The organism is Sulfurovum sp., assembly GCF_049668085.1.
Lineage (GTDB): Bacteria > Campylobacterota > Campylobacteria > Campylobacterales > Sulfurovaceae > Sulfurovum.
Genome location: NZ_JBATIY010000076.1, coordinates 1 through 12950 on the forward strand (window position 1 = coordinate 1; position 12950 = coordinate 12950).

A 12950-nucleotide genomic window follows, 5' to 3' on the forward strand; every position below is an offset into this window, starting at 1 on the left:
GTGTTATAATGCTACCCATACAATAATAAGGTTATACAATAGTGGAAAACACGTCAGCAAAAACACAAAAATTCATTTTAAAGCTCTTTCCTGAAATTATGGTCAAAGGTTCTTCTGCCAAAAGACAAATGGTTGGACAGCTTTATAACAATCTTGTAAATCTTTTAGGCAGATACAGTACTGAGATCACAGTTAAAAAGTTTTCTGACAAACTAGAAGTTGTTACCCCTATCGAAGTACTTCCAGAGGTACGACAAACACTGCTTGACACTCCCGGCATAGAACAAGTACTTGAAGCGTTACAGTTTGATGGAATGGAAACACTTGAGCAGATAAAAGTCAAGGTGAATGAAACTATGGCAAAAGAGATCATAGGAAAGACTTTTGTTGTCCGTGTAAAACGTTCAGGTAAACACCCTTTTAGATCTACTGAGATAGAACAAACAGTAGGCGGATATATGCTGGCACACAATGAAGTAAAAGGTGTGGACCTTCATGATCCTGAAGTGACCATACGTCTAGAACTTATTAATAACCAACTGAATATCATCACTATAAAGCATGTAGGACTCGGTGGTTTTCCTTTAGGTACTCAAGGTGATATACTCTCTCTAATGTCAGGTGGTTTTGACTCTACGATCGCCAGTTATTTAACGATGAAGAGAGGCATCAAAACCCATTTTATCTTTTTCAATTTAGGTGGTATAGCACATGAAATAGGTGTAAAACAGGTTGCACTCTACCTGTGGTCCAAGTTTGGTGCATCGCATCGTGTATCTTTCATCTCTGTACCTTTCGATGCTGTTATCGAAGAGATATTTCGTTCTACACATGAATCATACATGGGTGTGACACTTAAACGTCTTATGCTCCTTGCTTCTGAAAAAGTGGCGGATGAGATGGAGATAGATGCATTGCTAACGGGTGAAAGTGTTGCACAAGTCTCTAGTCAGACACTGCGCAACCTTGCACTTATAGACCAGGTGACAAATAAACTTATATTACGACCGCTAGCAACGATGAATAAGCCGGAGATCATAAAGATAGCCAGTGAGATCGGTACACGCCGTTTTGCAGAGAATATGCCTGAGTATTGTGGTGTGATATCTAAAAATCCGATTACACATGGTTCGTATAAACGAATGGAAAAAGAAGCAAAACGTTTTGATTACAGCATTTTAGATAAAGCAGTTGAAGATGCACAAAAGATCTATGTAGATGAGATCGTGGATGATGTAACCAATGCAGCACCTATAGAGGTCATTCATGATCTAAGTGATGAGAATTATGTGGTGATAGACATCCGTGCAGAAGATGAATGCATAGAAACCCCATGCAAAAGTATTAAGATACCTTTTCATAAACTCAAAACAGAATTTAAGAAACTACCACAAGATAAAGAGTACCTGCTCTATTGTGATAAAGGTGTCATGAGTCAGCTACATGCTCAATACCTTCGTGATGCAGAAAATGTTATGAACGTTAGGGTTTACAGACCAAAAGCTTAAAACCTTATAGACTTATATATTTTATAAGATTTAAAAAATATTCTAATTGGCCTGATAAGACCTTAAACACCATTTCAAAAAAATATTAGCTACAATATAGTTATACTTAATATGAGGTCTTTAACTATGAAACATTTTGAACAATTTTTAGATGCACTACACTTAGAAGATTTACATAATGTTGCACATCCGTCAATATTTGATGAGAATGATGAGTATGATATGCTCATTGTTCGTCTGCCTGTAATAGGTGAAAAGCTAGAAGCCCAAACTTTTGGATTTGTCATTGAAGGACAAAATAGTTTTTTATTTAATAGAGACAAAAAAGAGTTTGAATTGCTTGAAGGTCATTTCATTGGACCGTACAAAATCATTGACCCAATGATAGATTCACTTCTAAAATCCTTTGAAAAGTATCGGAGTATGATTGTAGACATGGAAGAACTTCTATATGAGAACAAGAATATAGAGAATTTTATGACAGACTGGATAGGTCTTAAACGAGATATTTTACTCATTCAAAGGATACTTGAAAGAACTTCTGAAATGCTACTTGAGATGATACATCATTATCAAGATACGACAGATTTTCCAATGAATCATTATGTAGATATTCACGAACATACAGAGCGAATTTTGAATTCGGCAACACATCAGCTTTCTAAACTGGATTATCTCTATAACTTCTATAGTGCCCGATCCAACGACAAGATGAATAAAATGATTTATATTCTTACCATCATTTCTGCGGTCTTCCTTCCTCTAAATCTTTTGGTTGGTTTTTTCGGAATGAACACAAGTGGATTACCCTTTACTTCACCTGAGCAAACCGGTACGATCAATGTTGTTTCTTTGATGTTCTCTCTAAGTATTCTGACCTTCATTGCAGTTTTAATATGGCATAAAAGATCTCAAAGAGCATGACAGAAATTGTTTCATATTCTTTACATCACATAAAGCCATAAAAAAAATTTATGTGATAAACTTTCATCTCTATAAATGGAGCATAACCTAAACAGGTGAAATGCCTCACTTTTTAAGTAGCTTAGCCCATGAGAAAAATGACACTTAAGTATTGATTTTGCATTCTTAATTAAGAGGATCTATATATAAGTATACATATATGAAGGAAGCGTATGTCCGATGAAATATTAGAACAAGTTCAGACTTTAGAAAAATATCTTAGTGAGCATATTGAAGGTGCAAACCTTGATGTCCATCCATATGAAGTCGCTGATCTTCTAATGACTATTAAAAAGATTGATGAAGAAACATTTACACAGTTTTTAAATAAACTCCCCAGAGAACTTTTGGCTGAAGTCATCATTGAATTCCCAAAATCAGATCAGGAAGAGATCTATGAAAGATTTGGTCCAAAGAAGCTTGCAAGACTAGCGGGAGAACTAAATACTAATGATGCAGCTGATCTCATCCAAAATATCGAAGATATGGATGAGAAAAAAGCAGATGCCATTTTATCTAATCTTTCAGAAGAAGACAGAGATACGATAGAGAAGCTTATTTCTTATGAAGAAAATGAAGCCGGTTCTCATATGCAAGCAGAGATCTTTGAGGCGCATATTGATGAAAAGATTGGTGATTCTATCTTGCGTCTTAAAAAGATGAAAGAAAATAATGAGATTGATAATGTTCATCATGTCTTTATTGTTTCAGATGGACATATATTTGTAGGTATGGTCCCCCTCGAAGATCTCATACTCCATGGTCCAAAAGAGTTATATAGAGATGTCATCAATGATGAAGGTAAGATCACAGTTTCTATAGATCCCCATGATGATATTAAAAAAGTAGTTGAAGCTGTAAGTAACTATGACCTTAGTGTTATTCCAGTAGTAAATGATCAAGGCATACTTGTAGGTCGAATTACCTCCGATGATATTTATGATATTATATCTGAAGAGGCAACAGGTCAGATCTATAATCTTGCCGGGGTTAATGATGATGCTGAACAGGAACAGAACTTCTGGCTGATCAGTAGATCAAGAGCTATTTGGCTTGGGTTAAACTTATTTACTGCGATTGCTGCCTCTTTAGTAATCGGAATATTTGATCAAACTATTCAGTCTTTGGTTGCACTGGCTATCTTGATGCCTATTGTAGCATCGATGGGTGGTAATGCAGGGACACAAACATTGACAGTTACAGTAAGACAAATGGCACTGGGTGAAATAGCTGGAGACGAGGCTCGACAAACTATTATCAAAGAAGTTTCCATTGCTCTCTTAAATGGGTTACTTTATGGTGTAGTGATGGGTATCATTGCATATTTATGGTTTGATCTGCCTATGTTAGGTCTTGTCATTGCCATGGCAATGGTTGCCAACCTCTTTGCAGCAGGTTTTTTTGGTGCAACCATACCCTTAGCACTTAAAAAGTTTGGTATTGATCCTGCTATTGGTTCAACGGTACTTTTGACAACGGTTACAGATGTTGTTGGTTTTTTCAGTTTCCTTGGTTTGGCAACTGTTATATTATTATAAATCAAAGGATTAGTATTATATGGGAACAGACAGTAAAAACAGTATAGCAGAATACAGTAGTAATTTTAAATACTACGTACAAGATTACTGGGATATCGTTCTAGGTGTTATGGCTATTGTTGCAGCTATCTTTATGCATAAAAGTGGTTATGGTGGTATCGCTACAGCACTCGCAGCTATAGGTATAGCTGCACTTTCTTTAACGGTTTCTGAAGTAGCTGAGATACTTTCTGAAAGGTTAGTAGAACCTTATGGTAGCATGGTTCTTACTTTTTCTGCTGTTATTGTAGAAATTATTCTTCTGTATATTATCTTACTTGAAGCTGTGCATTCTCCTGAAGTTGTTGAGACTGTAAAGGGTGGTATTATCTCAGCAGTTATAGTCGATATGAACGTACTTTTGGGACTTGCTGTATTTATCGGTGGTCTTAAGTTTACAGAACAGCAACACAACAAAGAGACTTCAAGTACTTATACGACTATCTTGTTTGTGACAGCCTTGGCACTTTTAGTTCCGAGTCTTTTAAGTGAGTCAGAACATGGTAAGGCAGTGATTCAAGAAACAAGTGTTATTATTGCTGGTGTACTCATGGCTTTTTATATTATTATCTTTATTTTTCAAACGAGAACCCATACACACTTTTTCCAGGCAACAGCGAAAAGTAGAATATTTAGACTTAAAAGGAAAATGAAGACAGAAGATCAAGAGATTGATGAAAATGAGCGTAGTGATTATGTATTTGAAAGTTTCAACAATATTGGAAATTTTAGTGTCATATTTATAGTCATTGCCTTTATAGCACTTGGTGCAGAAGTGTTTGCTACGGATGGTGTAAAATTGGCTAAAGAGTATGGTGTATCAGCAGGACTGGCAGGTTTGATCATTGCGATTGTTGCAGTTACACCTGAAATATTCACTGCTATCAAAGCAGCAAGAAATGACCAGATCCAAAGGGTTGTGAACATTGCCATGGGTGCTTCAGTGGTATCCATTCTTTTAACTGTTCCTATTTTGTTAGCCTTGGCATATATGAGTGGAATCAATCTCATGCTAGACTTTAACCCGCTTCAAGTAGGAGCTTTAATTATGACTGTTATCTTGGCATGGAAAAGTACAGAAGAAGGGCATACCAACTATTTTGAAGGTTTAGCACACTTGATGTTCTTTGTATGTTATGCCATTATTGCTGCCTATTATTAATAGGCAGTTAGCAGATGATAAAAAAGCAATTAATAAAGCAAGTATGAAAACTCTTCACAACTTACTATATATGCTATAATTTTAGAAAAGAAGTATTTTATGAAATTCTTAACCCTCTTATTTCTTTGCACCTTCTCTTTATATGCTGCTGATATAGATACAAAACTCTATGAGGGTAACAATACAATAGCATATTATGAAGAAGTGGAAAAACTTATTGAGAAAGAAAAGTCACTAGACCAAGCAGATATAGAGCGTATTGCCACTGAACGAATGATCTTGGAAAATCTAAAAAACATGCTTTCTTCTAAATCAAAAATTCATCCTCTACCTAATGCACTTTTGACAGATGGACAAAATATCAGAGCTGAAAACTATCTTTCCTATCTTAATGCTCTTGCAGATACTTATGCTACGATTGATATTTTAAAAGAAGAACAATCCAATATGCAATCTAAACGGAAATATTTAAGTCAAAGTATCCAGAATATCACAACTGAAGATAAAAAAAACTTACTGCTATACCAACTACAATATGCATTGTATAAACTTAAGGGAAATAGTAATAGCCTTTCCATCAAAGCATATGAAAATTTAGTAGAAGAAGGAGAAAAAGCTTTTAATCAAGCGTTACAAAGAGTTCTCTTTGAGATTCCAGCATTAAAGAAAAATATGACTGAAACAGAGAAAAGATTCCCTACTATTGAACAAGAAGCCGTTGCCTTAAATCTTACAAAAGAGCGCGAACTTATACATCAAAAAAGTATCTCCAAAGTTTTGAGCGATAAGATTCTAACCAATACAATGGACAGAATGGCTGCACTTACTACAAAAATAGATCAAAACATACTTCTATCTCTAGCCTACTTGCAAAAAGGTGAAAACCAAACATCACTTGATCTTTTCAATTCTGGGAAAATAGATTTGGCTACACTTACACCGGAACTTATGAGATACTATGCATTCAAACGTACTATTCTCAAGTCATTATTCAAAGAAAAAGCAGGCAACGTGGCACTTGCCCTCTCAAATGTAGAGGAAAGTGCGGAAAGTCTTTATGATTATACATACAATAAACTCACTGAATCCCTTTTTGTTTTTAATGAACGAAATATTTCCATAATAGATATAATTAAAGTAATTCTTGTCCTGATATTTGGTTTTATGTTAGCTGCATTTTATAAACGAAAAATCATGAATCTTGCCGTAAAGGAAAAACTTTCTACCTCTTCTGCTAAAATGATATCCAGTTTCGGCTACTATCTTATTGCATTTATTACTTTATTAGTTGCACTAAAGAGTATAGGACTTGATTTCTCCAACCTAGGCCTAATTGCAGGAGCACTTTCAATAGGTATTGGTTTTGGCTTACAAAATCTCGTCTCTAATCTTGCTGCTGGTATTATTCTAATGTTTGAAAGAACTATCCGTCTCGGAGATTATATAGAAATCTCAGATACTATTCGTGGTACAGTCAGTGACATGAAAATGCGCTCCACTACGATCACAACCAATGACAATATCGATGTCATTATTCCCAACTCTTCTTTTATTCAGAACAATGTTATCAACTGGACGTTGGAAAATGATATTAGAAGAATACATATCCCTTTTTCTGTTGCCTATGGTACGCCTAATGAAAAAGTAGAAGAAGTGATATTAGAAGAACTTAAGCTCTCAAATCTTACCTATGTCACAAAGCCTGCTAAATATACAACATCTATTTGGATGACCGCCATGGGTTCAAGCTCTGTTGACTATGAACTTATTGTATGGGTAAGAGGACAAGCTACTCTTAAACCTTCAGGCACAAAATCAGATTTTCTGAAATTCATCTATGCTGCACTCAATAAACACCATATTCAGATACCTTTCCCTCAGTTGGATCTGCATGTAAAAAAAAGTGGGCAAAAAAAAGATGATGATGCCCCACAGACTATTTAATTTTGCAATCATAGGATAATGGTTTAATCATACATGCAGATGGGTATTTAGTATGATATAATTTAATATATTTTTTAATGGAGAATAACATATGAAGCTACAAATAAGGTGGAGAATCAGTATACTATTTTTACTTATCTTTTCTGCTACATTATTTCTTAATGCCAAAGAAGAGGCAATAGTACAAAATAGTACATTTGAAAATGTCAATACAGAGAAGTCAGACACTAAACATGTCATTGGTGCTGTAGAAAATGTTCGACTTGTTCCTCCGAATGTCATACTTAAAGCACGTATAGATACAGGTGCCAAAACCACATCCATTGATGCACGAAACATTACGCCTTTTGAACGTGATGGAAAACAGTGGGTGCGCTTTGTCTGTGTGGCGGGGGAAAAGGAACATACTATTGAAAGAAAAGTGCTTAAAACTGTACTGATAAAACGTCATGGGGAGGAGTCACAGGACCGTTATGTTGTAAACATGCGTATCATACTTGGTGATGTCTCTCAACTCATTCCTGTCAACTTGAATGATCGAGATGACTATAAGTATCCGGTACTGATCGGACGTAATTTTCTGCGTGATTATTTTATTGTTGATGTTGCAAAAAAGTATCGACTTAAACCTATGGTCTTACCTAAATAATAAGGGGCTTTCATGTCTAGAAGATTTCAAGTATTACTCATTGCCTTTAGTTTAGCTCTAACAGGCTTTTTTATTGTTTGGTATAAAGTTGGTGTACTTGGGATACCATTCTTGCCGCATGAAAAACGTTCCGTATATAAAATAGGTGCAGAGATCTCCTTTGAAGGGAAGAATAAACCTGTCCTGGTATCAATGGCATTACCTGAGCCTCAAGAAGGGATTCAGATACTTTCTGAAGATATGGCATCTTCGGGTTTCGGTTATGCTGAAGCGCAAACAGAAACAGGGAAAAGAGCAGAATGGAGCAAGAGAAAGGTTACAGGACCTCAAATACTTTACTATTCTATTGAAGTATTAATAGAATCTGGTAAATACTCACCTAAATTACCTATTGTCTCTTTTGAGCAAGAAACTGAAACACTTAGTGATCTTCCTGACACCTTAAGAAATACAGCAAAAATACTTCTGGATGATGTACGATTCAGATCAGCAGACACACACTCCTTTGCTGCGCAACTGATTCATGATTTTAATGAAAAAGAGCCTTCTCAAACAGTAAAAATACTTCTTGCACAAGCAGGTGAAAGCAAACTTGACATTATCACTCGTCTTTTGCGATATAGAAAAATATTAGTACGTAAGATTCATGGACTCTATTTGGAGAATGAACGACGTAATATTGCATTAACACCTATGCTGGAAGTATATGATGGAAACAAATGGCAACTTTATGATCTAAAAAAAGGAAAAGTCACACTTGATAAAAACTTTTTTATTTGGCAGCAAGGCGGTGACTCACTCATAGATGTAACGGGAGCAAAAAAATCCCATATGCGTTTTTCTTTGAATGAACGTCAAGTACCTGTACAATATCTTGTTGATAAACAAGAGCTCTTAAAGAAGGCTGCAGTGTTGGACTTTTCTCTCTTCTCATTGCCTGTTTCTGAACAGAATGCATACAAACATATATTACTGGTTCCATTTGGTGCATTGGTAGTAGTTTTACTGAGGGTATTGGGTGGATTGAGAACATCGGGGACATTCATGCCTGTTTTAATAGCATTAGCGTTTATGGAAACAACGCTAGTTGCCGGATTAATAATGTTTATATTGATCGTAGCGATGGGATTGATCATTCGATCATATTTAAGCAATCTTAACTTGTTACTGGTGGCAAGGATCTCAGCTGTGATGATCGTGGTTATCCTTATTATGTCATTTATGAGTATTTTGAGTTTTAAACTTGGTATCAAGGAGGTACTCACCGTTACATTTTTCCCTATGATCATCCTAGCTTGGACAATAGAAAGGATGTCAATACTATGGGAAGAAGAAGGGGCCAAAGAGGTTTTCATTCAAGGTGGCGGCTCTTTGATAGTAGCTGTTTTCGCCTATTTTGTCATGAGTTATCCTCTTGTTTCACATATTGCTTTTAACTTCCCAGAGTTACTCCTGGTAGTTCTGGCGTTAACCATCATGTTGGGACGTTACAGCGGTTACCGTGTAAGCGAACTCATCCGTTTTAGATCCATGGCGGACTGATACATGTTTGCTAACCCTTTTAAACTTAAAAAACTGGGTATATTGGGTATGAATAAACGTAATATCTACTATATTGGTGCGCAAAATGATCGTAAGTATTACCCTTTAGTAGACAACAAGCTCAAGACCAAAGTGGTTGCACAAAATGCCAATATTGCTGTCCCTAAACTACTTGTAACGATTGAACGCCAATCACAACTGCGTAACTTAGCAGAGATGTTGACCGGTCTTGATAAATTCGTTATCAAACCCGCTCAAGGAAGTGGCGGAAAAGGTATTTTAGTGATCATGAAACGTGAAGGAGATGAATTCATTAAGCCAAATGGACAGAGATTGGGGCTTAAAGATATTCAGCGTGACATATCTAACATTATAAGTGGTCTCTACTCTCTTGGAGGGAAACCTGATGTTGCTATGATTGAGACATTGGTAGAATTTGACCCAATTTTCGAACGTTATAGCTATGAGGGTGTTCCGGATATCAGAGTGATTATCTATAAAGGCTACCCTGCTATGGCTATGTTACGATGTTCGACCAGAGAAAGTGACGGAAAAGCTAATTTACATCAGGGTGCCGTAGGTGTTGGTATAGATATGGCATCAGGCAAATCTCTTTCTTCTGTACAGCATGGCAAGCCCATAACTCATCATCCCGATACAGGTTATGATTTTTTAGAGCTTGAAATACCATACTGGGAGAAAATACTCACTTTAGCAGCCTCATGCTATGAAGTCACCCACTTGGGATACTTGGGTGTAGATATCGTCCTTGATAAAAACCTAGGCCCATTGATCTTGGAACTTAACGCGCGTCCAGGTTTGGCCATACAGATCGCCAATAGGATCGGTGCTGTAAAACGTTATGATGTGATAGATAAACAACCAGAAGGGCTTGATATTTCACAGAGAGTTAAGTTCTCCATGAATCATTTTGGAACAAAACAAGATACATAACTGAGCAACTACATATCTTCTATAGAAGTGTGCATCATTTTTATGATGACGCACTATGGGTTTTCATATCAAAGAAAAAGTTTTTATGTACGCTAAGACTAAAACTTTTTATTCCTCCCATACATGTTTATGTTGATTTTTTTCAATTGAGAAGTACTCATCATCAAAATCTTCTTCCTCTGGATTATCCCAGCCAAAAAACTCATCTGTAAAAACTTTGACATAACCCATATCAATTAACATTTCATCAAGCTTTTCATAGTTTTTACCTGATTTACGACAGTATGCTAAAAGCATTTCACTATCTTCTTTTTCGACACCATTTACTTCCAATGCAAACCTAATTTCATCAAAGGTCATTTTTTCTCTCTTATATAATAAAATCCTATTCACAAAAGAAATTATATTCTATAATTTTGGATTTTGAGCTAAAAATAAACTTAAATTAAAACAAAATAAATTAACGAAATAATTCGTCTTCTACAGAGAGTAAAATATCCTCATCTGCTTTTAGATCTATTTGACTTTCACTCTCATGTGTACAAAGTTCTCTTAGGATAAGTTTCATCGCTTCTATACGTGCTTTGTGCTTATCATCAGAACGAATAATATGCCATTGAGATTCAGGTGTATGAGTCTTTTCAAGCATACGTCTCTTTTTTTGACTAAACTCAGTCCACATTGCCTGTGCCTGCATATCTATTTCGCTTAATTTCCATTGACGAAGAGGATCAGTACGACGTCTTTCAAAACGTTCATTTTGTACATCTTTTGTCACACTCAAATAGATTTTTATAAGGCGTGTACCATGTTTAATAAATGAATCTTCAAAAGGGATCACTGTATCTAAAAAAAGTTCATACTCCTCTTGTGTACAGAACCTGAATACTGGTTCAACCATAGCGCGGTTATACCAACTACGATCAAAAAGAACTATCTCACCACCCCTAGGAAAATGTTTGATATATTTTTGGAAATACCATTGTGACTTCTCTTCATCGGTAGGTTTTCCCAATGCAACTGTACGACAGTGTTTTGGGTTAAGATACTGTGCGATAGTTCCAATAAGACTTCCTTTTCCAGCAGCATCTCTTCCTTCAAAAAGGATAACCACTTTTTCTGACCTCTCCTCTATCTTTGTAAGTAACTTGATGAGTTCTGCCTGATATACTTCAAGCTCTTTCATCCTTGTGTAATATACATCTGCCTCATTTTGACGATGGCGAAGCGCATTATTCTCTTCCTGAAGCTTATCTATTAATTCTTTATTCAATGTATTTTCCATTATTATTTTCTTTCATAAATATATTGAGCTTATATCATATGTTCTCTTAACTAAAAGCAAATATATTGGTCTAAAATATTTTATATTCTTCTGTCCTAATTCATATTCATTAAAAAATTGACATCCCTGTTTTTGTCGCAAATAATTCTAAAGCTATAGTTCCCAAAAGAGAATTTCCCTGCGCATTCAAACCTGGTGACCAAACACATATCCCCATCTTTTGGGGAACCACAACAGCAATACCTCCGCCGACACCACTTTTACCGGGTAACCCAACATGAAAAGCAAAATCACCAGAGGCATCATAATGCCCACAAGTGAGCATTACAGCATTAATACGCTTTGCCTGTTGCTCAGTAATATGCACCATCCCATTGATCGGATCGACACCGTGATTGGCCAGATAAAGCATTGCCCTTGAGAGCATTTTTGTATTCATTTCAATAGCACAGTGTCTAAAATAAGTTTGTATAATATCATATACATCATTATCAAGATTGTTAAAACTTTTCATAAGATTGGCCAATGCCATATTACGGAAACCATGATCCATTTCTGAAGTTGCCACAATCTTGCTACAATTAACAGAAGTCTCATCTGATATATCTCTAATAAACTGAAATATCTCTTCAGAAGCCTTTGTACTGTTTCCAAAATAACTTATTAGAGCATCTGTAACATTAATGGCTCCAGCATTAATAAATGGATTTCGCGGGATCCCATGTTCATACTCAAGCTGTACAAGTGAATTAAATGGATCTCCGGAAGGTTCACGTCCGATCCGCTTGTATAAATTTGTACTATAAAATTTCAGTGCAAGTGTAAATGTAAAGACTTTTGAAATACTTTGAATAGAAAAAAGTGTGTTAGAATCTCCAACACTGTATTGAGTACCATCAAAAAGCGTTAGTGACATTCCAAATTGTTCAGGATCTACATTAGCTAATGCAGGAATATAATCTGCCACTTTCCCTTTGTTTGATAAGCAAGAAACCTCATGGGCAATCTCGTCTAAAATTAATTGATAATTCATATTTTCTTTTTATATTTTTGTTTCATCTTGAAGCGGTGTTTCCATTAGGCTTTCATGATGAAAAGGCTCCATACGCTCTTCAACTATTTTAAGATCATCAAATGCTGCAATATGAAAAATAGCATCCCCCTCATGAATAAGTGGGATCTGTGTTTTTCCTATAATGATACCAGCAAAAGGAGCTAGTACATCAAATCCCTGATTCTCATACATTTCATGAATCCTTGCAATGACCTCTCCTTTTTGCACAGCATCACCGAGATTCTTTATAGTTTGTCTCATACCACTCTCTTGGGGACGGATCCAGGTACTGCTTTTAGATATAGAAGTTTT

Annotated in this window: 12 protein-coding genes; 8 read left to right on the forward strand and 4 right to left on the reverse strand. The window is 35.8% G+C overall.

Annotated elements, in window-relative coordinates; all coding sequences use genetic code 11:
- The first annotated feature begins 41 nt into the window (after positions 1 to 41).
- The 8 genes from thiI (at position 42) to WBM70_RS04705 (ending at position 10299) form a co-directional block, all read left to right on the forward strand.
- Complete coding sequence (gene thiI / locus WBM70_RS04670; protein ID WP_424557347.1) at positions 42 to 1508, forward strand: tRNA uracil 4-sulfurtransferase ThiI; 1467 nt, start codon at positions 42 to 44, stop codon at positions 1506 to 1508.
- A 126-nt stretch (positions 1509 to 1634) separates the two neighbouring features.
- The gene (locus tag WBM70_RS04675) at positions 1635 to 2432 is read left to right on the forward strand and encodes a CorA family divalent cation transporter (RefSeq protein WP_424557348.1); all 798 of its coding nucleotides are present in this window, start codon (positions 1635 to 1637) and stop codon (positions 2430 to 2432) included.
- A 212-nt stretch (positions 2433 to 2644) separates the two neighbouring features.
- A complete protein-coding gene (mgtE, locus tag WBM70_RS04680) occupies positions 2645 to 4009 on the forward strand; it encodes a magnesium transporter (RefSeq protein WP_424557349.1) in 1365 nt (454 codons plus the stop codon).
- A gap of 19 nt (positions 4010 to 4028) precedes the next feature.
- Positions 4029 to 5210 carry a calcium:proton antiporter gene (locus tag WBM70_RS04685; protein WP_424557350.1) on the forward strand — a complete coding sequence of 394 codons (1182 nt, stop codon included), beginning with the start codon at positions 4029 to 4031 and terminating at the stop codon, positions 5208 to 5210.
- A gap of 99 nt (positions 5211 to 5309) precedes the next feature.
- On the forward strand, positions 5310 to 7154 hold the full coding sequence (locus WBM70_RS04690; RefSeq protein WP_424557351.1) for a mechanosensitive ion channel family protein: 1845 nt from the start codon (positions 5310 to 5312) through the stop codon (positions 7152 to 7154).
- Positions 7155 to 7245: 91 nt separating this feature from the next.
- Positions 7246 to 7803 carry an ATP-dependent zinc protease gene (locus tag WBM70_RS04695; protein WP_424557352.1) on the forward strand — a complete coding sequence of 186 codons (558 nt, stop codon included), beginning with the start codon at positions 7246 to 7248 and terminating at the stop codon, positions 7801 to 7803.
- Positions 7804 to 7815: 12 nt separating this feature from the next.
- Positions 7816 to 9345: an inactive transglutaminase family protein gene (locus WBM70_RS04700; protein ID WP_424557353.1), complete on the forward strand. Its 1530-nt coding sequence runs from the start codon at positions 7816 to 7818 to the stop codon at positions 9343 to 9345.
- 3 nt (positions 9346 to 9348) lie between these two features.
- Positions 9349 to 10299 carry an alpha-L-glutamate ligase-like protein gene (locus WBM70_RS04705; RefSeq protein WP_424557354.1) on the forward strand — a complete coding sequence of 317 codons (951 nt, stop codon included), beginning with the start codon at positions 9349 to 9351 and terminating at the stop codon, positions 10297 to 10299.
- Positions 10300 to 10407: 108 nt separating this feature from the next.
- On the opposite strand, the gene WBM70_RS04710 is transcribed toward WBM70_RS04705, so the two are convergent.
- From WBM70_RS04710 to WBM70_RS04725, 4 genes are all read right to left on the reverse strand, one after another.
- Positions 10408 to 10659: a hypothetical protein gene (locus WBM70_RS04710; RefSeq protein ID WP_424557355.1), complete on the reverse strand. Its 252-nt coding sequence runs from the start codon at positions 10657 to 10659 to the stop codon at positions 10408 to 10410.
- Positions 10660 to 10759: 100 nt separating this feature from the next.
- Positions 10760 to 11572 (reverse strand): polyphosphate kinase 2, encoded by an 813-nt coding sequence (locus tag WBM70_RS04715; protein ID WP_424557356.1) that lies wholly within the window; start codon positions 11570 to 11572, stop codon positions 10760 to 10762.
- A 121-nt stretch (positions 11573 to 11693) separates the two neighbouring features.
- Positions 11694 to 12617: a glutaminase gene (locus tag WBM70_RS04720; protein ID WP_424557357.1), complete on the reverse strand. Its 924-nt coding sequence runs from the start codon at positions 12615 to 12617 to the stop codon at positions 11694 to 11696.
- 9 nt (positions 12618 to 12626) lie between these two features.
- Positions 12627 to 12950, reverse strand: a 324-nt coding sequence (locus WBM70_RS04725; RefSeq protein WP_424557358.1) for a succinylglutamate desuccinylase/aspartoacylase family protein, incomplete at its 5' end; no start/stop codon positions are given.